Source organism: Microbacterium fluvii (assembly GCF_025515205.1).
Lineage (GTDB): Bacteria > Actinomycetota > Actinomycetes > Actinomycetales > Microbacteriaceae > Microbacterium > Microbacterium fluvii.
In genome coordinates, this window is sequence record NZ_JAOPFX010000004.1 from 256,035 (window position 1) to 276,257 (window position 20,223).

Annotated in this window: 17 protein-coding genes; 9 read left to right on the forward strand and 8 right to left on the reverse strand. The window is 71.8% G+C overall.

Translation table 11 applies throughout. The annotated features are described in order from the left end of the window. Positions 1 to 34: 34 nt before the first annotated feature. The 3 genes from OAW74_RS14975 (at position 35) to OAW74_RS14985 (ending at position 2,774) form a co-directional block, all read left to right on the forward strand. Positions 35 to 1,036 (forward strand): M15 family metallopeptidase, encoded by a 1,002-nt coding sequence (locus tag OAW74_RS14975; protein WP_262875198.1) that lies wholly within the window; start codon positions 35 to 37, stop codon positions 1,034 to 1,036. Between the two features lie 96 nt (positions 1,037 to 1,132). Next, positions 1,133 to 2,296 carry an acyl-CoA dehydrogenase family protein gene (locus OAW74_RS14980; protein ID WP_262875199.1) on the forward strand — a complete coding sequence of 388 codons (1,164 nt, stop codon included), beginning with the start codon at positions 1,133 to 1,135 and terminating at the stop codon, positions 2,294 to 2,296. A 133-nt stretch (positions 2,297 to 2,429) separates the two neighbouring features. Beyond that, entirely contained in the window at positions 2,430 to 2,774 is a 345-nt protein-coding gene (locus OAW74_RS14985; protein WP_262875200.1) for a cytoplasmic protein, read from the forward strand. Between the two features lie 6 nt (positions 2,775 to 2,780). On the opposite strand, the gene OAW74_RS14990 is transcribed toward OAW74_RS14985, so the two are convergent. The 7 genes from OAW74_RS14990 to OAW74_RS15020 form a co-directional block, all read right to left on the reverse strand. Then, positions 2,781 to 3,365 carry an ECF transporter S component gene (locus OAW74_RS14990; RefSeq protein ID WP_262875201.1) on the reverse strand — a complete coding sequence of 195 codons (585 nt, stop codon included), beginning with the start codon at positions 3,363 to 3,365 and terminating at the stop codon, positions 2,781 to 2,783. Then, positions 3,362 to 4,237 carry a siderophore-interacting protein gene (locus OAW74_RS14995; protein WP_262875202.1) on the reverse strand — a complete coding sequence of 292 codons (876 nt, stop codon included), beginning with the start codon at positions 4,235 to 4,237 and terminating at the stop codon, positions 3,362 to 3,364. Before OAW74_RS14995 ends, OAW74_RS14990 begins: the two co-directional genes overlap by 4 nt. Before the next feature lie 11 nt (positions 4,238 to 4,248). Next, on the reverse strand, positions 4,249 to 5,088 hold the full coding sequence (locus OAW74_RS15000; RefSeq protein WP_262875203.1) for an energy-coupling factor transporter transmembrane component T: 840 nt from the start codon (positions 5,086 to 5,088) through the stop codon (positions 4,249 to 4,251). Beyond that, complete coding sequence (locus tag OAW74_RS15005) at positions 5,085 to 6,887, reverse strand: ABC transporter ATP-binding protein (RefSeq protein WP_262875204.1); 1,803 nt, start codon at positions 6,885 to 6,887, stop codon at positions 5,085 to 5,087. Before OAW74_RS15005 ends, OAW74_RS15000 begins: the two co-directional genes overlap by 4 nt. Before the next feature lie 52 nt (positions 6,888 to 6,939). Continuing rightward, entirely contained in the window at positions 6,940 to 7,494 is a 555-nt protein-coding gene (locus tag OAW74_RS15010) for an ECF transporter S component (protein ID WP_262875205.1), read from the reverse strand. Between the two features lie 165 nt (positions 7,495 to 7,659). Then, positions 7,660 to 8,640 (reverse strand): pirin family protein, encoded by a 981-nt coding sequence (locus tag OAW74_RS15015; protein ID WP_262875206.1) that lies wholly within the window; start codon positions 8,638 to 8,640, stop codon positions 7,660 to 7,662. Beyond that, the gene (locus OAW74_RS15020; protein ID WP_262875207.1) at positions 8,637 to 8,978 is read right to left on the reverse strand and encodes a GNAT family N-acetyltransferase; all 342 of its coding nucleotides are present in this window, start codon (positions 8,976 to 8,978) and stop codon (positions 8,637 to 8,639) included. The genes OAW74_RS15015 and OAW74_RS15020 overlap by 4 nt, the downstream gene beginning before the upstream one ends. Before the next feature lie 99 nt (positions 8,979 to 9,077). Here OAW74_RS15020 and OAW74_RS15025 point away from each other — a divergent pair, with 99 nt between their 5' ends. The 4 genes from OAW74_RS15025 (at position 9,078) to recQ (ending at position 15,514) form a co-directional block, all read left to right on the forward strand. Further along, entirely contained in the window at positions 9,078 to 10,250 is a 1,173-nt protein-coding gene (locus OAW74_RS15025; protein ID WP_262875208.1) for a glycoside hydrolase family 3 N-terminal domain-containing protein, read from the forward strand. Between the two features lie 21 nt (positions 10,251 to 10,271). Next, the gene (locus OAW74_RS15030) at positions 10,272 to 12,800 is read left to right on the forward strand and encodes a DEAD/DEAH box helicase (RefSeq protein WP_262875209.1); all 2,529 of its coding nucleotides are present in this window, start codon (positions 10,272 to 10,274) and stop codon (positions 12,798 to 12,800) included. Between the two features lie 34 nt (positions 12,801 to 12,834). Further along, complete coding sequence (locus OAW74_RS15035) at positions 12,835 to 13,380, forward strand: DUF1697 domain-containing protein (protein ID WP_262875210.1); 546 nt, start codon at positions 12,835 to 12,837, stop codon at positions 13,378 to 13,380. 73 nt (positions 13,381 to 13,453) lie between these two features. Next, positions 13,454 to 15,514 carry a DNA helicase RecQ gene (gene recQ / locus OAW74_RS15040; RefSeq protein ID WP_378734147.1) on the forward strand — a complete coding sequence of 687 codons (2,061 nt, stop codon included), beginning with the start codon at positions 13,454 to 13,456 and terminating at the stop codon, positions 15,512 to 15,514. Here recQ and OAW74_RS15045 read toward each other — a convergent pair. Beyond that, positions 15,475 to 16,815, reverse strand: coding sequence for a TetR/AcrR family transcriptional regulator (locus tag OAW74_RS15045; protein ID WP_262875211.1), 1,341 nt, complete (start codon positions 16,813 to 16,815; stop codon positions 15,475 to 15,477). The genes recQ and OAW74_RS15045 overlap by 40 nt on opposite strands. Positions 16,816 to 16,947: 132 nt before the next feature. Between OAW74_RS15045 and OAW74_RS15050 the strand changes: the two genes are divergently transcribed. Then, the gene (locus OAW74_RS15050; RefSeq protein ID WP_262875212.1) at positions 16,948 to 18,252 is read left to right on the forward strand and encodes an MFS transporter; all 1,305 of its coding nucleotides are present in this window, start codon (positions 16,948 to 16,950) and stop codon (positions 18,250 to 18,252) included. Then, the gene (locus OAW74_RS15055; protein WP_262875213.1) at positions 18,252 to 20,045 is read left to right on the forward strand and encodes a glycoside hydrolase family 3 protein; all 1,794 of its coding nucleotides are present in this window, start codon (positions 18,252 to 18,254) and stop codon (positions 20,043 to 20,045) included. Before OAW74_RS15050 ends, OAW74_RS15055 begins: the two co-directional genes overlap by 1 nt. The last annotated feature ends 178 nt before the right edge of the window (positions 20,046 to 20,223 follow it).

The following is a 20,223-nucleotide window of genomic DNA, read 5'->3' on the forward strand; positions in this document are numbered from 1 at the left end:
CCATAATGCGGCCCCCGGGGGTGACAATGGCCGAGTGGTGGAATCCACGCGACGCGCACTCCCCCCGCGGCATCGACGCCTGCGCCGCGGGGCGCGGATGCTGCGCGCCCTCGCCCTGACGGGTGGCGCCGTCTTGGTGGTCGGGGCGACCGTCGCGGTCACTGCTGCGCTCACGGGTGGCCCCGTCGCCGCGGGTCTCGCGCTTGGAGCGGCCGACGCGGTGACCGCCGAGGTCGTGCAGCCCGTGTCGATCAAGGTGCTGCCTGCCCCCCGCATCGAGGCGGCGCCGCAGGCGGGGGAGGCGGAACCCGGCGCCGAGATCTGCGACCTGCCCGCCGTGCGCAAGGCCCTGAAGAAGGGCGACGACGACGTGGTGATCGCGGCAGCGGGCGGCGGTGCTGCCTTCCGTGCGGCAGTCGCCGACGGTCGGGCCGACTGCATCCGTCTCGACGACCCGACCAGGGCGTGGGTCGTCGTCAACAAGACCCACCCTTACGACCCCGCCGACTATCGCCCCGACGATCTGCATACCGTCAGTGGGGTGCGCAGCCTCTCGGGGGGATCGCTGCGGGCCGATGCCGCGGCCGCCCTCTCGACGATGGTCGCCGCCGCGGCATCGGCGGGCGAGGTCGCCATGGAGAGCGGCTACCGCTCGTTCGCGACCCAGACCTCGACCTACAACGGACAGGTCGCCGCCCGGGGCGTGGAGAAGGCCGACCTCGTCAGCGCACGGCCGGGCTATAGCGAGCACCAGTCGGGACTCACGGCCGACCTCGTCCCCTGCAGCGGCGGCCGGTGCGCCACCCTCGACGACCTCGCCGGCTCTGCGCAGGGCGACTGGATCGCCGCGCACGCCTGGGAGTACGGCTGGATCGTGCGCTACGAGACCGACTGCACCGACGTCACCGGCTACCTCCCCGAACCGTGGCACGTGCGCTACATCGGCCGAGAGCTCGCGGCGGCCTACCACGAGGGCGGATGGCACACCCTGGAGGAGTTCTTCGGGCTGCCGGCGGCGCCCGACTACTCGGAGTGACGGGCCCACGGCATCCTGAAACTGAGTACCATGTTCTGTGGGATGCAATGCCAATCCCGACGTATTCGAAGCACTCGATGAGGAGAAGGAGCCGCGATGGAACGCGACATCTATGACGAAGACCACGAGGCCTTCCGCGAGGTCGTCAAGGAGTTCGTGAAGCGCTACGCGACCGAAGAGAAGCGCAAGCAGTGGGAGGCCGACGGCGAAGTCGACCGCGCCACGATGCTCGCCGCCGGCGAGGCCGGCATCATCGGCCTGAGCGTGCCCGAGGAGTTCGGCGGCGCGGGCATGCTGCAGGACTACCGCTTCCGGGCGATCGTGCTCGAAGAGGTCATCGGCGCCGGCCAGGGGTCACTCGCCGGCGCGCTCGGCATCCAGGACGACCTGGCCGTGCCCTACATCGTGCACATGGGCACGCAGGAGCAGAAGCAGAAGTGGCTGCCCGGCATGGCCACCGGCGAGATCCTCGGCGCCCTCGCGATGACCGAGCCCGGCGCGGGCAGCGACCTGCGCGGCATCAAGACGACCGCGAAGAAGGTCGACGGCGGCTACCTGGTCAACGGCGCGAAGACCTTCATCTCGAGCGGCAAGACCGCCGACATGGTCGTGACCTTCGTCAAGACCGGCGAGGGCAACCGCCCCGACGCCTTCAGCCTGCTGATCCTCGAAGACGGCATGGAGGGCTTCGAGCACGGCAAGAAGCTCGAGAAGATGGGCTTCCACGGCTGGGACACCGCCGAGCTCAGCTTCACCGACGTCTTCGTGCCCGAAGAGAACCTCATCGGCGGCAAGGAGGGCCTCGGCTTCATCCAGCTCATGATGAACCTGCCCCTCGAGCGCCTCTCGATCGGCGTGGCCGCCGCGGCCGCCGGCGAGGCCGCGTTCGCCTGGACCCGCGACTACGTCATCAGCCGCGAGGCGTTCGGAGAGCGCATCGCCGACTTCCAGAACACCCGCTTCAAGCTCGCCGACATGGCGACCACGGTCGACGTGATGTGGGCCTACATCGACCGCGCGATGGAGCTCTACGCCGACAAGAAGCTCACCGCCGAAGAGGCCGCCAAGGTCAAGTTCTGGGCGACCGACCGCGAGGCCGAGCTGCTCGACGTGGGCGTGCAGCTGCACGGCGGCTACGGCTACATCACCGAGTACCCGATCGCACGCGCCTACCTCGACGCCCGCGTGCACCGCATCTACGGCGGAACCAACGAGATCATGCGCGACCTCGTGTCGCGCCAGATCGTCGGCAAGAAGTAGGTCGACCGCACGGTCATCGGTCCGGGAGCGGATGCTGCCACCTTCACAGGTACGCAGCATCCGCTCTCTCGTTCTCGCGCCCGCCTCGGCGATGGGGGTGTGTCGAGGGAGGCCGCGGAGTACCGTTCATGCCGTGGACGAGGCAGACGACCCCACGATCACCGACGGCGACCACTACACGGTCGTGTTCGAGAACGACCGTGTGCGGGTGCTCGAGTATCGTGACGTTCCCGGCGATCGCACGAACCGCCACCGGCATCCCGACAGCGTCATGGTCACGCTGAGTGCGTTCCGGCGTCGCATCTCTTCTGGCGACCGGTCGGTCGAACTCGAACTCGCGGCCGAGCAGGCGCGCTGGGTGGCAGCGCAGGAGCACGTCGGCGAGAACATCGGCGACACCCCGACGCACGCGATCTTCGTCGAGCTCAAGGGCGATGCCGCGGTCGCGATGACCACCGCTCTCGGCCCGGAGGGCTGAGCCGGCTCAGGCGCTCGGCTCTGCGGCTGCGGCCCCTGCGACCGCGGGCTCGGCGGGGCGCCGGCGGGCGAGTCGGGCGACGCCCGCCTGCCGCAGCCGGTCGGCGATGACGATGCCGAGCCACGTGCCCACGAGGCACGAGGCGAGCGTCACGGCGAAGAACGCGATCTGCGCCCACACGGGCATCGCCCACAGGTCGAAGTAGGTCGCCGACAGCAGGGGGTAGGCGATGCCGACCGCCACAGCACCGGCGTAGTGCTGCCAGAGCGTCCACCAGCGATAGAGCACGATGAGGAACCCGACCTCGGCGAAGAACGCCCACCAGACCGCGGCGCCGAGGAACGGGAAGACGACCAGGCCCGAGAGCAGCCCGACCAGCAGACCCGCGAAGGGTCGCTGCAGCAGTCGCAGGCCGATCGTGGCCGGCAGCAGCCAGAGGCCGGCGAACGCCATCGCAGCGACGGGCGCGATGGGGGTGAGCACCGACGAGGCCCAGCCCGCGCCCCAGAGCATCACGCCACCGGCCACGCCGATGGCGGCGCAGGTCATGAGATACGCGGTCGTGACACGCCCGCGGGTGGTGCCGCTCACGCGGCGGCCTCCGCACGCTGCGACTTCGGGGTGGGCGAGGCGGCGCCCACGCGCCAGTAGCCGCAGAAGCTGATGAGGTCTTTGTCGACGCCGCGTGCGACGAGATGGCGACGGGCCGAAGTCGGCAGCGCCTGCTCGCCGGCGAGGTAGGCGTGGAAGTCGGCGGCCGGATACTCGGCGTCGGTCAGCGCCTCCAAGCGCGCCAGTGCGAGCGTGCCGGGCTTGTCGTCGTGGTCTCGGACGATCCACTCGACCTCGATGCCGGCGGGGTGGGGGAACTCCAGCGCGTCGTCGAGCGAGGGCACCTCGATGATCGCGCGGCCGCTCGCGCTCGCCGGCAGCGTCGCGCAGATCGACGAGACCGCAGGCAGTGCCGTCTCGTCGACGACGAGCAGCACGTGCTCGGTGCCTCGGTCGGGGTTGAAGGCGAGCCCCTCGTCGATGAGCCCCACGCTGGTGCCCGGCTCGACGGTCTCTGCCCAGCGCGAGGCCGGGCCGGCGGTGCCGTCTTCGACGGAGCCGTGCAGCACGAAGTCGACGTCGATCTCGGCCCCGCGCTCGCCCGCGGCGGGGCGAAAGGCCCGCACCGAGTAGTTGCGCATCACCGGCCGCACGCCGTCGGGGATGCGCAGGTACTTGAGGTAGCCCAGCATCCGGTTGGCCTTCGCCGGGATGCGCTCCATGCCCTCCTCGCCGCCCAGCGGCAGGAAGATGCGGAACCACTGGTCGTAGCCCATCGGTCGGAACCGCTCGATGTCGCCGCCGCCGAGGGTCACCCGCATCCAGTGCGGCGACAGCCGCTCTCGGCGCAGCACGGTGACGTGCAGCAGCTCCTGCGATTCGGGCTTGACCAGCCGGCTGAACGAGACCATGTGTACTCCGATCAGATGAGGGCGAGCGCCCAGGGGTAGGTGGACCAGAAGACGGCGGCGGATGCCGCCCAGAAGGCCAGCACGAACACGGTGTCGCGCACGCGCCACCGCACGAGGTGCCGCTCGGTGCGGTCGGGGTGGGCGCCGAAGGCGCGGGCGTCCATCGCGAGGGCGACCCGCTCGGCGTGCCGGATCGCCCCCGCCAGCAGCGGCACGACATAGCCCGCCCATCGGGCGGCGGCGGCGAACGGCCCGCGGCCGCCGTGGGCGCCGCGCACGCGATGGGCCTGGCGGATCACCTCGAGTTCGTGGCCGAAGCGGGGGACGAACCGGAAGGCCGCGATCGCGGTGTAGCCGATTCGGTAGGGCACCCGCAGCTGCTGCACGAGCGACCGTGCGAGATCGGGACCCGTCGTGGTGAGGCCCGCCGGCAGGGCGAGGGCGAGGATCGCGCCGAGCCGAAGGCCCGTCGCGAGACCGATCGCGAAGGCGCCGACGTGCATCGTCCAGCCGCCCAGCTGCCACACGACGGGGGTGTCGGCGACCTGCGACTGATCGGTCCACAGGGCGAACCCGAATCCGATGGCGGCGATCCCCAGCGGCACTGCGACGAGCAGGATCAGCGCGAGGCGCCGCGTGAAGCGTGCGCCGACCACGATGACGGCGTAGGCGAGCAGCAGGAACGCGGCCGGTGTCGCGAGGTCGCGCACGAACACCAGCAGCAGCATCGCCGGGGCGGGCGCGGCGAGCTTGGCGAGCGGGTTGAGTCCGTACAAGAAGTGCACGGGGGCGGTGGAGGCCGCCTCGGCGTAGGGATCGACGGATGCTGCCGCCTGCGTGTCGGTCGTCATGCGGTCGCCCCCGGGAGGTCGGCCAGGCGCGAGACGCGGGCGAGGTCGGGGTGGCGCTCGAGCCCGCGCAGCGCGCGACTCAGGGGCGGCAGCCGCAGGCCCGCCCCGGCGATGAGCTCGGCATCCGCGAAGATCTCCGGCGTCGAGGCGTGGGCGATCGCGCGGCCGTCGGCCATGACGACGGTGCGGTCGGCGTACTCGGTGACCAGCTGCATGTCGTGGGTCACCACGATGATGGTCGTGCCCTCGCCGTTCAGCTCTCGCAGCAGCTCGAGCAGCTCTTCGGCGCGGGCCCGGTCTTGGCCGAACGTCGGCTCGTCGAGGGCGAGCACGGGCGCCCCGGCCACGAGCGCGGTGCCCACCGACAGGCGACGCTTCTGCCCGCCCGAGAGCAGGAAGGGGTGCGTGCGTGCCTTCTCTGCCAGGCCGAATCGCTCGAGCACCTCCTCGGTGCGCGCGGTGACCTCGTCGTCGGAGATGTGCTGACGACGCAGGCCGTGGGCGAGCTCGTCGAAGACCGTGTGCGCGATGAACTGGTGCTCGGGGTTCTGGAAGACGAAGCCGATGCGCTGCGACAGCGTGCGGGAGTCGGCGCGTGCGACGTCGAGGCCGTCGATCGTGACGGTGGCCTTCGGGGGCGTCACGACTCCGGCGATCGCCTGGATCAGGCTCGTCTTGCCCGCGCCGTTGGCACCAACGACGGCGACGAACTCGCCCGGGTGCACCTCGAGGTCGACCTCGTGCAGCACCTCGGCGCGCCCTCGGCGCAGCGAGAGCCCGCGCACCCGGATGAGCGCCTCCGCTTCGCGCCCCGTCCGTCGAGTTCCGGGCGCCTCGTGACCCGTCCCTTGGATTCCGGTCGCCTCGCGAGCCGAAGGCGAGACGAAACGCCCCGTACCCTCCGAGGCCTCCAGCCCCGCCCGCAACTCCTCCGGCGTCAGCGGCAGCGGGTCGAGCGCGTACCCGGCCGCCCGCAGCCGCAGCGCGGCGATCGCCGACACCGGCAGCCACACACCCAAGGCGTGCAGTTCGTCGGCACGCTCGCGCAGCACGGCGTCGACCGGCCCGTCGGCGACGACCGACCCTGCCTGGTCGAGCACGACGACGCGATCGACGAACCCGACGGCGGCGTCGAGGTTGTGCTCGACGAGCACGATGGCGCGGTCGCCCGCGGCGACGAGATCGGCCAGCGCCGCATAGACCTCTTCGATGCCGGCCGGGTCGAGGTTCGCGGTCGGCTCGTCGAGCACCAGCAGCGGCGAGCCCATCGCGAGGGCGCACGCGATCGCGAGCCGCTGGCGGCCGCCGCCCGACAGGCGATCGGGGTTGTCGTGCCGTCGCTCCCACAGGCCGACGCGGCGCAGTGCCGCCTCGGCGCGCGTCAGCACCTCGTCGACCGGCACCCGCAGGTTCTCGGGCCCGAAGGCCACCTCGTCGAGCAGCGTGCCGGTGACCAGCTGGGCATCGGGATCCTGGAACACCATGCCCACGCGCGTCGACAGCTCGGCCACCGTCGTCGTCGCCGTGTCGAGGCCGTCGACCTCGACGGTGCCGGAGAGGGCCGCGGGAACCGCGTGCGGAATGAGCCCGTTGAGAGCGAGGGCGAGCGTCGACTTTCCCGAGCCGCTCGGACCCAGCAGCAGCACGACCTCGCCGGGGGCGACCTCGAAGCTCACGCGGGACGGGGTGGCGGCATCCGCTTCGTCATGCGTGATCGCGACGTCGCGCACGCGCAGCAGCGGTGCGACGGGGCCGCTCGCCGCGAGTGCGGCAGACGGCTCGCGCTCGGGAGAGGTCACGGGTTCGTCCAGACGGGGAGCGGAAACGGTCGCTCCCCAACTTAGCCGACCCTTACTTGGCGCCGCGACGGGCGGCTCGCCCCACCCCCGCGCGCTTCAGTCCTGCCGCGATCGCCAGGCCCGCGGCCGTCCACACCACCGGGCCCACGATGAACATCGCGAGGTAGACGACGCGCGCCCACACCGCGAAGCGGTCGAGGTCGGCGGCGAACCAGATCGGCACGGCGATGATCGCGCCCACGATGACGGCCGAGACGAAGAAGCGCCAGGCATCCCAGACGCGGTAGCGGCCGATCGCGGCGATGAGCTCCTGCAGGCCGCCGATGAGGAGGGCCGTGCCGATGTAGCGGCCGATCCACACCGGCGCGACGGCGCTGGCGACCAGGGCCGCGAGCACGTGCGTGATGAGCGCGACCCACGGCAGCCGCAGCAGCGCCTGCGCGATGACGCCCGGCAGCACGTGCACGCCGAGCACAAGGCCGTAGAGGATCGGCACGGCGGCAGAGACCGGCGCGCTCACGGCACCGGCCGCAGCCGACAGGGCACCGGTTCCGACGCCGATCGCGGCGCACGTGAGCAGCACGCTCGTCGACAGGGTTCGGGCCACGGCACCAGCGTAGACCGCGTGCTCGCCCCCGCGCGTCGCGGTCGGCCCGTGCATATCCCGGTCCGCGCACGGCTCACTGACATTGTGGGCGGCGCGCCGGTGACGGATGCTGCACGCCCGCGTGTCGGCGAGAACCTCACCCACTTGTGCGCAGAGCCGCCGACCTCAGATGCGGCGGCGGCGCCGTGTGAGGCGCACGGCGGGCATCGGCGGGGCAGGGATGCGCTCGGCGCCGTGCCCCACGACGTGCCCGAACCGCGGGGCGTCGGCCTCCCACGCCTCGCGGGCCTCGACGATCTCTTCGTGGGTGCGGGCGACGAAGTTCCACCACATCACGATGTCGTCTTCGAAGGGCTCGCCGCCCAGCACCAACACCGTCGCCGGCTGATCGGCGCTGATCTCGATCGCCTCGCGTGCGACGCCGAGGTACAGAAGCTGCAGGCCGGCGACCGCGGTGGGGGCGGCATCCGCGTGCACATGCGCGACACCTTCGACGCCGACGATGCCGTACTCCCACTGCGGATGCAGCGGCAGCCGCACGCGGGAACCGGCGGGAATCCGCACCTCCGCGCCGACGATCGGCGTGTAGACGCCGGCGGGCGAGTGCACGCCGGCGAACTCGCCGAGCACGACGGTGGCTTCGGCATCCGCCCCCGCCAGCGCCGGCAGCGACAGCTCGGGCAGCGTGCGGTGCTGCTCGAACGCCGGCGGCCCGTGCCGCCGCGACTCGGGCAGGGCGACCCACAGCTGCAGGGCGTCGAGGGGCACATCGCCCTCGCCCATGGAGTACTCGGAGTGTGCGATGCCCGCGCCGCTGGTCATGAGGTTGAGGGCCCCGCGCTGCACGAGCACGTCGCTGCCGAGGGTGTCTCGGTGGCGCACCTCTCCGACGAGCGGCCACGTCACCGTCTGCAGGCCGATGTGCGGATGCGGCTCGACCCGCATCGTGGTCACCTGCGGCCCGAAGCGGTCGAGAAAGCACCATGCGCCGATCAGCGGCAGGTCGCGCTGAGGGAGGGCCCGGTGCACCTCCATCGCGCGGATGCCGCCGAGGGGCACTTCGCGCGAGGCCAGCAGCAGCGCGCGGGGCCCGTCGCACTCGGCGGGCGACTCGAGCTCCGGGGCGCCCGCGTCGAGCCTGGTCATCCCACGCGCTCGCCGTCGAGGGTCGGCCAGTCCACGGTCAGCCCAGTCACGTCGTGCTGCTTCAGGTAGCGCACGACGGAGGGGCACCGCGGCACGACCGTCTCGCCGCGCGCGGCGACATCGGCCATCGCCCCCGCGATGAGCGTCGTCGCGTAGCCGCGGCCGCGGAAGGCAGGGTCGACTTCGGTGTGCGGAAAGACGAGCCTGCCGCGCTCGTCGACGACGAACTCGGTGAAGCCGGCCAGCACGTCGCCCAGGTGGATCTCGTAGCGCTCCTGGCGATCGTCGCGGGTCACGACGGGCTCGGCGGTGATCTCGGACGGGATGCTGTCGCTCACGGTGTCTCCTTCACGCTTCTGTTGATCCAACGTAGGGCGGCGGCGCGGTGTTCCGCCATCGCCCTGGGTGCGTCCAGGGTCAGCGGGCACAATGGGACGATGCGCTTGCGGTCGGTCGTGCTCGCCGCCCTCGCGGCGATGACGTTCGGCATGTCGGGGTGCGTGGCCGCGCCGGCCCCGACGTCCTCGCCGGATGCTGTGCATTCGTCCGCGGCGCCGTCGCTGCCGGCCGCCCTCGGCCCCTCGCCGACCCCTGACCCGATCGCGGGTCTGTCGCTCGAGCAGAAGGTCGGGCAGCTGTTCATGGTGGGCACCCCCGTCGACCGCGCCGCGAAGCGCACGCTCGCCGCCGTGCAGAAGCGGCATGTCGGCGGGGTGTTCCTGCACGGACGCTCGGATGCCGGAGTGACGGCGATCGCGAAGGTCACCGCGAGGTTCGAGCGAGCCGCCGCGAAGGCCGCCGTGCCGCTGTGGATCGCGACCGACCAGGAAGGCGGCGCGGTGCAGGTGCTGCAGGGCCGAGGGTTCGACCGCATCCCCGCCGCACGCGAGCAGGGCGATGCCGATGCCGTGCGCGCCGACGCGGCTCGGTGGGGCGCGCAGCTGCGCAAGGCGGGGGTCACGATGAACCTCGCCCCGGTCGCCGACATCGTCACCTCGCCAGAAGAGGCGCGACGCAACGCCCCGATCGGCGAGCTCTGGCGCGAATACGGCTACGACCGCGAGACGGTCGCCGCCCGCGCCGGCGCCTTCGCCGAGGGCATGCGCGAGGCAGGCGTCGTGCCGACGTTCAAGCACTTCCCGGGGCTCGGCCGTGTGGAGGGCAACACCGACTATTCGGCTGACGTGATCGACACACGGGTGGGGCCGCGCTCGCCCGACGTGCAGGTGTACCGCGAACTGACAGCGTCCGGTCCGTCGGTCGTGATGGTGGGCACCGCCGCCTACGAGAAGCTCGACCCCGGCGTGCCGGCCGCGTTCTCGCACGCGATCGTGACCGACCTGCTGCGCGACGAGATCGGCTTCGACGGGGTCGTGATCACCGACGACCTGTCGGCCACGGCTCAGGTGCGCTCGATCGACCCTGCGAAGCGCGCCGTGCGGGCGGTCGCGGCGGGCGTCGACATCGTGCTGGTCTCGGCAGACCCGAAACTGCTGCCCGAGATGTACGACGCGGTCGTCACGAAGGCCGAAGACGATCCGGGGTTCGCCGACAAGGTCGACGACGCCGCCCGCCGCGTGCTGCGGGCGAAGCAGACGCCGCTGCCCTGAGCGTCGGGCAGAGTGGACACGATGGAACTTCTGGATGCTGTGGCCTCAGGCGCCGAGCCCGACGACGTGTACGACGCCTTCGTGGGGTGGGCCGAGGGTCGAGGGCTGACGCTCTATCCCGCGCAGGACGAAGCGGTCATCGAGCTCGTCTCGGGCGCGAACGTCGTGCTGTCGACGCCCACCGGCACCGGCAAGTCGCTCGTGGCGGTCGCCGCGCACGCGGCGTGCCTGGCCCGCGGCGGTCGCACCTATTACACGGCGCCGATCAAAGCGCTCGTGAGCGAGAAGTTCTTCGCCCTCGTCGAGATCTTCGGCGCCGAGCGGGTCGGCATGGTCACCGGCGACTCGTCGGTCAACCCCGATGCGCCGATCGTCTGCTGCACCGCCGAGATCCTCGCGAACCTCGCCCTGCGTCAGGGCGAGGGCGCGCAGGTCGACCAGGTCGTCATGGACGAGTTCCACTTCTACGGCGACCCCGAGCGGGGCTGGGCGTGGCAGTTGCCGCTGCTGCTGCTGAACCGCGCGCAGTTCCTGCTCATGTCGGCCACCCTCGGCGACGTCACCGACATCGCCGACGACCTCACGCGGCGCACCGGGCGTCCGACGGCGCTCGTGACCGGCGTCGAGCGTCCCGTGCCGCTGCACTTCTCGTACGAGCGGCGACCCGTGCACGAGGTGCTGACGATGCTGCTCGACGAGGGCGAAGCCCCTGTCTACATCGTGCACTTCTCGCAGGCCGCGGCGATGGAGCGGGCGCAGGCCCTGGCATCCGTCAACGTCGCCACGCGCGCGCAGCGCGACCTCATCGCAGAGGAGATCGGCGGGTTCCGCTTCACGACCGCCTTCGGCAAGACCCTGTCGCGCCTCGTGCGCGCGGGCATCGGCGTGCACCACGCCGGCATGCTGCCGCGGTATCGGCGGCTCGTCGAGACCCTTGCCCAGCGGGGCCTGCTGCGCGTCATCTGCGGCACCGACACGCTCGGGGTCGGCATCAACGTGCCGATCCGCACGGTCGTCGTGACCGCGCTGACCAAGTACGACGGCACGCGGATGCGGCAGCTCAACGCCCGCGAGTTCCACCAGGTCGCGGGGCGCGCGGGCCGGGCGGGCTACGACACGTACGGCAACGTCGTCGTGATGGCCCCGGAGTGGGAGATCGAGAACGCCGTCGCCCTCGCGAAGGCCGGGGACGACGCCGCCAAGCGCAAGAAGATCGTGCGCAAGAAGGCGCCCGCCGGCGCGGTGAACTGGGGCGAGGGCTCGTACGAGCGGCTGATCGAGGCCGTGCCCGAGCCGCTCGTGCCGCAGCTGCAGCTGACGGCCGCGATGCTCATCAACGTCATCGGACGGGGCGGCGACGTGTTCGCGAACGTCCGCTCGCTCGTGTTCGACAACCACCAGCCGCGCGCGCAGCAGTACGCGCTGGCCCGGCGGGCGCTTGCGGTCTTCCGCACGCTCGTCGACGCGGGCATCGTCGTGGCGGAGGGCGGCAGCATCCGCCTCACCGTCGATCTGCAGCCCAACTTCGCCCTCAACCAGCCGCTGTCGCCGTTCGCGCTCGCCGCGATCTCGCTGCTCGACCCCGACGTCGAGGTGGGCCGAGGGGGCGCCGATGCGCCGGCGGCATCGACGGGCACGGGGCACTACGCCCTCGACGTCGTCAGCGTCATCGAGGCGACCCTCGACGACCCTCGTGCGATCCTCAGCCAGCAGGAGTTCACGGCCCGCGGCGAGGCGGTCGCGGCCATGAAGCGCGACGGCATCGAATACGAGGAGCGCATGGCGCTGCTCGAGGAAGTGACCTATCCGAAGCCCCTCGCAGAGCTCCTCGCCCAGTCGTTCGAGGTGTTCGCGTCGAGCCAGCCGTGGGTGCGCGACTACGCCCTCAGCCCCAAGTCGGTCGTGCGCGACATGTTCGAACGGGCGATGTCGTTCGGCGAGTTCGTCTCGTTCTACCAGCTCGGCCGCAGCGAGGGGCTCGTGCTGCGGTACCTCAGCGACGCCTTCCGCGCGATCCGTCAGACTGTGCCCGCCGAAGCCCGCACCGATGAGCTGCTCGACGTGATCGAGTGGCTCGGCGAGCTCGTGCGGCAGGTGGATTCGAGCCTCGTCGACGAGTGGGAGGCGCTGATCGACCCCGCGGTCGACCCCGACACCCCGGTCGTGCCGCCCGCGCCGCCGTCGGTGCTCACCAACCGCCGCGCGTTCACGGTGCTCGTGCGCAACGAGATGTTCCGGCGCGTGCAGCTGGCCGCCCTGCAGGACGACGATGCGCTGGCCGCTCTCGACCCCGACGTCGACTGGTCGGGCGCCCTCGACCGCTACTACGACGAGCACGCGTCGATGCTGACCGGCGGGCCGGCGCGGTCGCCGCGGCTGCTGCAGATCGACGAGGCGGATGCAGCAGCATCCGGTCTCTGGCGACTCGAGCAGACGATCGACGACCCCGCAGGCGACCACGACTGGCGCATCCGCGGCGAGGTCGACCTGGCCGCGTCGGAGGAGGCCGGCACCGCCGTCGTGCGCATCGTCGAGGTCGTACGGCTGTAGCCGGGGCCTGCGCCGCCGGCGCCGGCGGAGCACAATGGCAGTCGTGGCGACCTACCTGGCGTTCCTGCGCGCGATCAATCTCGGGCCGACCCGCAAGTTCCCCAAAGACGACCTGCGCGGGGCCATCGAGGCCGCCGGCTTCGAGGGCGTCGAGACCCACACCGCCAGCGGCAACGTGCGCTTCGACACGCGGATGCGCTCGCGGGCACGCATCGAGGAGGCCCTCGAGAGGCAGTTCCGCGCCGACCGCGGGTTCGATGTGCCGACGGTGGCGTTCTCCGCCGCCGAGTTCGCCGACCTCGCCGACAGGGCCCAGCAGATCCACGAGGCCCACCCCGGTGTCGCCCGGCATTATGTGTACCTGCTCAAAGACGAGCTCGGGGCGTCGGCGAAGAACGCGGTGGAGGCGACCTCGACCGACGAGGGGCGCATGCTGGTCGCGGGCCGCGCCGCCCACGCGCTGCTCGCGCCGGGCTACCAGGCGGGAAAGGTCGACCCGCTGGGGGCGGCGAACCTGCTCGGCGTCGCCACCAGCCGCAACGTCGACGTCGTGACGACGCTCGCCCGCAAGTGGTGCTGAGCCGCGCCGAGTCCGGCATGCGGGCCTGTGGACAGACGTCGGCGGTGTCGGCGGCCGCGGTTAGCCTGGAGGGGTGACCTCCGACCCGTACGCCGATCTCGTCTGGGATCCCGACGAGCTCGCGCCGCCCGACGACCTCGACGCGCCGCCTCCGCCCGACCCGCGCTTCGACGGCTACGGCGCGGCGGTCGCCCGTGCCGCGCGCGGCGGCGCCGCGACGGCGGACGAGCGGATGCCGCAGCCCGCCGCATCCGCGAGGCCGGCCGCATCCGCGACGCCGCAGGCATCCGCCCCCGACCGCCGCGACTTCACCGGCGCCGATCCCCGCGCCGTGCTCAAAGAGGTCTTCGGCTACGACGACTTCCGCGGCGACCAGCAGCAGATCGTCGCACAGGTGGTCGGCGGGGGCGACGCCGTCGTGCTCATGCCCACCGGCGGCGGCAAGTCGATCACCTACCAGGTGCCCGCGCTCGTGCGCCCAGGCACGGGGCTCGTCGTGAGCCCGCTCATCGCGCTCATGCACGACCAGGTCGACGCGCTCGTGGCCAACGGCGTGCGGGCCGCGTACCTCAACTCCACGCAGCAGCTCGCCGAGCGCCAGGCGGTCGAGCAGGACTACCTGGCCGGTCGCCTCGACCTGCTCTACGTCGCGCCCGAGCGCTTGTCGAGCCCGCAGACCACGGCCCTGCTGCAGCGCGGCACCCTCAGCGTCATCGCGATCGACGAGGCCCACTGTGTGAGCCAGTGGGGCCACGACTTCCGCCCCGACTACCTCGCGCTCGGCGATCTCGCCGTGCGCTTCCCCGGCGTCCCTCGCATGGCGCTCACCGCCACCGCCACGCGCGCCACCCACCGTGAGATCACCGAGCGGCTCGACCTGCCACGGGCGCAGCACTTCGTCGCGAGCTTCGACCGCCCCAACATCCAGTACCGCATCGAGCCCAAGGTCGACCCACGGCGCCAGCTCGTGCAGTTCATCAGGTCGATGGCGGCGGCATCCGACGAGGCGCCCGCCGGCATCGTCTATGCGCTCAGCCGCAAGAGCGTCGAGCAGACCGCCGAGTACCTCGCCGGCCAGGGCATCGACGCCCTGCCTTACCACGCGGGGCTCGACGCGTCGGTGCGCGCCCGCAACCAGTCGCGGTTCCTCCGGGAAGACGGCGTCGTGATGGTCGCGACGATCGCCTTCGGCATGGGCATCGACAAGCCCGACGTGCGCTTCGTCGCGCACATCGACCTGCCCAAGTCGGTTGAGGGGTACTACCAGGAGACGGGCCGCGCCGGCCGCGACGGCGAGCCGTCGGTCGCCTGGATGGCCTACGGCCTCGGCGACGTCGTGCAGCAGCGCCGCCTCATCGATGCCTCGCCGGGCGACCGCGCCTTCAAGCAGCGCCTCGGCCAGCACCTCGACGCCATGCTCGCCCTGTGCGAGACCGTCGGATGCCGGCGGCAGAACCTGCTCGGCTACTTCGGCCAAGACGCCGAACCCTGCGGCAACTGCGACACGTGTCTGACCCCGCCCGAGACCTTCGACGGCCTCGTCGCGGCGCAGAAGCTGCTGTCGACGATCGTGCGCCTGCAGCGCGAGCGCAAGCAGGCCTACGGCGCCGGGCAGCTCATCGACATCCTCCGCGGCAACGCCACCGAGCGGGTGCGCCAGCTCGGCCACGAGTCGCTCGCGACCTTCGGCGTCGGCTCAGACCTGTCCGATCAGGACTGGCGCAGCGTCGTGCGCCAGCTGCTGGCCCGCGGCATCCTCGTCGCCCGCGGCGAATACGGCACGCTCGATCTCGGAGAGCCGGCGGCCGCCGTGCTGCGGGGCGAACAGCCGGTGCCGCTGCGGCGCGACGTCATGGGCCGCAAGGGCTCGGGCGGCTCGACGCGCCGCAGCACCGTCTCCGAGACGGTCGCCCCCGAGAACCGCGACCTGTTCGAGCAGCTGCGCGCGTGGCGACTCGAGGTCGCGCGCGAGCAGGGGGTGCCGCCCTACGTCGTCTTCAACGACGCGACGCTGCGGGCCCTCGCCGAGGCGCGTCCGCGCAGCATCTCGCACCTCGACGGCATCACCGGCATCGGCGCCAAGAAGCGCGAGGCCTACGGCGAAGCCGTGCTCGAGGTCATCGCCGCGAGCTGACCGGTGGGCGAGGTGCCGACCGGCACCCGCGCCGGCAGCACGTCGGCCAGGTGCGCGGCGAGCTGCGCCGCCACGTCGACGGCGTCGCGGTCGTACAGCCACTGGTACTGCAGGCCGTCCCACAGCGCGATGAGCCAGACGGCCTCGCTCTCGGGGTCGCGGTGCGCCGGCAGGTCGCCCGCGGCCTGCGCACCGCGCAGCATCGCGGCGAAGTAGTCGACGGCCTCATCGAAGCGCTGCCGGAAGTACTCGTGCGCGGGGTGGTCGATGGGCACGGCTTCGCACGAGAGCACGGCATAGACCTCGACGAGACCGGGCTGGTCGTCGGTGTTGCTCTGCGCGCCGAGCGGGAGGTCGCGCAGCACATCGGCGGCAGCATCCGCTCTCGCGCTCTCGGCGCGACCCGACACTGACTGGTCGCGCACCGCGAGCACGGCTCGCAGCAGCTCGTCCTTCGTGGCGAAGTGGTGCAGCAGCGTCGACTTCGAGATGCCGACCGCTTCGGCGATCTCGCGCAGGCTCGTGTCGCCGTAGCCCTCGCGGGCGAACAGCGCGGTCGCGTCGGCCAGGATCTGCGCCCGGCGCTCGCGCCCCACCCGGTATCCGCTCTCGACCGGCAGGAACGTGCTGCCGAGGGCAGGAACCGGGGGGACGGATGCGGCGTCCGCCGCCGCCGGCAGCGAAGCCTCGTCGCGCCATCCGAGCGGCCGCGCGAGAGCGTGCTGGTGGCCATCGAGCAGCCCGACGAGGTCGACCCGCTCCGGCAGGTACTGCTGGAGCATCTGCAGGCCATCCCAGGCTGCGGCGAGCCGGATCGACTCGCCGAGGGGATCACGGTCGGCCGCGACGAGGCCGTGCGCCACCGCCTCTTCGAGGAGGTCGGACGACATCTCGCGCAGCCGCGCGTAACGCTGCCGCATCCGCTCGTGGGAGGGGTGGCCGTGTGCCGAGGCCTCGCCGGCGAGCGCGGCGAAGAGGGGCAGATAGCCCGGCAGCGTCGCGTTGCGCCGAGCCACCTTCATGTAGGGCAGTTCGTCTGCCGGGTCGGCGAACTCGGGTGAACCGAGCAAGTCGGCCTCGTTCGCCGACTCGAACGCCGCGACCACCGCCTCCAGCAGCAGCTCTTTCGAGCCGAAGTGCTTGAGGAGCCCAGGGTGGCTGATGCCGGCGGCGGCGGCGACATCGCGCAGCGAGGCGGCACGGTAGCCGCGCTCGATGAACACATCGCGGGCGGCCTCGACGATGCGGGAGCGCGTCTGCTCGGCGCGCTCGGCGCGCGAGAGCCCGTCGTGCGCAGCCATGGACACCTCCGCGACCACTCTATCGCCGCGAGTTGCCATCCGGTCGAGATTGAGTTACCACGCGGTCGGGTTTCGTGTACTCTGTCTCGCGGGCCGTCCGTGCCCCCCTCACACCGTCGTGAAAGGAACCCCATGACAGAGCTGTCACCCGCGGCCACCGCCGCCGCGATCGGCACGACCGGCATCAAGACGCCCGGCACCACTCCCGACAAGGCCCCTCGCGGCTACCTGCCCGGCCTCGCCGCCGTCAACTTCGGCGTCTTCCTGGCCCTGCTGACCCCCGTGCTGGTGTCGATGGCCTTCAAGGTGCAGCACATCACCTCGTCGGCGGCAGAGGCCACGGCGCAGCTCGGTCTCGTGATGGGTGTGGGCGCCCTCTTCGCGCTCATCGCCAACCCGCTCGCCGGGCGCCTCTCCGACCGCACGACCTCGCGCTGGGGCATGCGTCGGCCGTGGGTCCTCGGCGGCTCGCTCGTCGCTCTCGGCGGCTTCGCCCTCATCGGCGCGGCCACCTCGATCTGGGTCGTGCTGATCGCGTGGTGCCTCGTGCAGACCGCGATGAACGCCGTGCTCGCCGCCGCCAACGCGACGCTGCCCGACCAGGTGCCGGTCAGCGGCCGCGGCAAGGTGTCGGGCATCGTGGGCCTCACGACGCCCCTCGGCATCCTCGGCGGATCGTTCCTGGTCAACTTCCTCTCCGACGACTTCTCGCGCTTCTTCGTGCCTGCACTCATCGCGACGGTGCTGGCGGTGCTGTTCGTGCTCGTGCTGAAGGACCGCCGCCTCGACGAGAAGCCCGCGCAGCGGTTCACCATCGGCCAGTTCTTCGGCTCGTTCGTCTTCAACCCGCGCAAGCACCCCGACTTCGGCTGGACGTGGCTCACGAAGTTCCTCGTCATGTTCGGCTACGCCGGCATCGCCACCTTCCTGCCGTTCTACCTCACCGAGAAGTTCGGGCTCGATGAGCAGGCCGCGATCGCGACGATCCTCGTCGCCAACCTCGCCTCGATGGTCGCCATGGCGATCTCGGGCCCCGTGGGCGGCATCCTCTCCGACAGGATCGGCAAGCGCCGCCCGTTCGTGTCGATCGCCGGCGTGATCATGGTCGTGGGCCTGGTCGTGCTCGCCTTCGCCCCGAGCGTCCCGGTGGTGCTCGTCGCGCAGGCGATCATCGGCCTCGGCGCCGGCTCGTTCTTCTCGGTCGACCTCGCCCTCGCCACCCAGGTGCTGCCGAACCCCGCCGACACCGCGAAGGACCTCGGCGTGCTCAACATCGCCAACGCGCTGCCGCAGTCGATCGCCCCGGCGATCGCCCCCGCGATCATCGCGTTCGGCGCCACGACGGCGCTCGGCGGCTACACGGTCTACTACCTCTTCGGCGCGCTGGTGGCCCTCGCCGGCGCCGTGCTCGTCTACCGGATCAAGGGAGTCAAGTGATGACGGATGCCACCACCACCACGGCCGAGGCAGAGACGGCCGCCCGGCCCTGGCTCGACGCGAGCCTGCCCGTCGCCGAGCGCGTCGAGCTGCTGCTGGCCGAGATGACGGTCGAGGAGAAGGCGGGCCTGCTCTTCCAGACCATGATCACGATGGGCGAAGACGGCGAGCTCGCCGAAGCCGACCCCGTCTTCGGCCTCCCCTCCAACCGTGAGTTCGTGCTCGAGAAGGGCATGACCCACTTCAACCTGCTCGGGGTGGCTCCCACCGCCGGTGCCATCGCACGCTGGCACAACAAGCTGCAGGAGCTGGCGGCATCCACCCGGCTCGGCATTCCGGTGACGATCTCGACCGACCCGCGGCACTCGTTCACCGAGAACCCGGGGGCGGCGATGCTCGCGGGGCCCTTCTCGCAGTGGCCCGATGCGCTGGGACTCGCCGCGACACGCGACGCCGCGCTGGTCGAGCGGTTCGGCGACATCGCCCGGCAGGAGTACACGGCGGTCGGCATCCGCGTCGCCCTGCACCCGCAGGTCGACCTCGCCACCGAGCCCCGCTGGTCGCGGGTCCTGCAGACTTTCGGCGAAGACGCCGAGCTGTCGGGTGAGCTGGGCGCGGCCTATATCCGCGGCTTCCAGAACGGCGACGCGTTCGGCGCCGAGTCGGTCTCGACGATGGTCAAGCACTTCCCCGGTGGCGGTCCGCAGAAAGACGGCGAAGACCCGCACTTCGCCTACGGTCGCGAACAGGTCTACCCCGGCGGGCAGTTCGAGCTGCACCTGAAGCCCTTCGCAGCGGCCTTCGACGCGGGCGTGCGCCAGGTCATGCCGTACTACGGCATGCCGGTGGACACCGAGTACGAAGAGGTCGGGTTCGGCTTCAACAAGTCGGTGCTGACGGGGCTCCTGCGCGAGCGCTTCGAGTTCGACGGCATCGTCTGCACCGACTGGGGTCTCGTCAACGACGCGGCGATCTTCGGGCAGCCGTTCCCCGCGCGCGCGTGGGGCGTCGAGCACCTCACGCCGCTGGAGCGCGTCGAGAAGATCCTCGATGCCGGAGCCGACCAGTTCGGCGGCGAGGCGTGCCCCGAGCTCGTGCTCGAGCTCGTCGCGCAGGGGCGGGTCGACGAGCAGCGCCTCGACGTCTCGGTGCGGCGCCTGCTGCGCGAGAAGTTCGCGCTGGGCCTCTTCGAGAACCCGTTCGTCGACGCCGAGGCGGCGGACGCCATCGTCGGCTCGGCCGAGTTCCGCGCTGCGGGTGACGCCGCCCAGCGCGCCTCGATCGCGGTGCTGAGCAACCGCGACGCCGTTCTGCCGTTCACGCCGGGGGTGAAGCTCTACGTCGAGGGCATCGCGCCCGAGGTCGCGGCCGCCTACGGCGAGGTCGTCGACTCGCCCGCAGACGCCGACCTCGCGGTGCTGCGGCTGCAGGCGCCCTTCGAGCAGCGCGCCACGATGTTCGAGAACTTCTTCCACGCCGGATCGCTGGAGTTCTCCGGCGACGTCGTCGCGCACGTCGCCGAGGTGGCGGCGGCGGTGCCGACCGTGGTCGACGTGTTCCTCGACCGCCCCGCGATCCTCGGGCCCGTCGTCGAGGCGGCAAGCGCGGTCGCCGGCAACTGGGGTGCGAGCGCTGCGGCGCTGCTGGATGTGCTGAGCGGCGCGGCACCTGCCGGTGGGCGGCTGCCCTTCGACATCCCGTCGTCGATGGCGGCGGTCGAGGCCTCCCGCCCCGACGTGCCGTTCGACACCGCCGACCCGCTGTTCCGCTTCGGCCACGGCCTGACCCTGTAGGTCTCGCGACGCAGCCGCTGCGCTGCGCTCGCGGACGGATGCCGCCCCACGACGTTCGGGGGCGGCATCCGCCCGTTGGGGCGCAGGTATGGCGCCCCCACGCACCGATCGCGCCCCACTCCACACCGAAACACCCCCAGAGGTGTGGGGTCGCTACAAGCCCGTCGAGCCGCGGCGC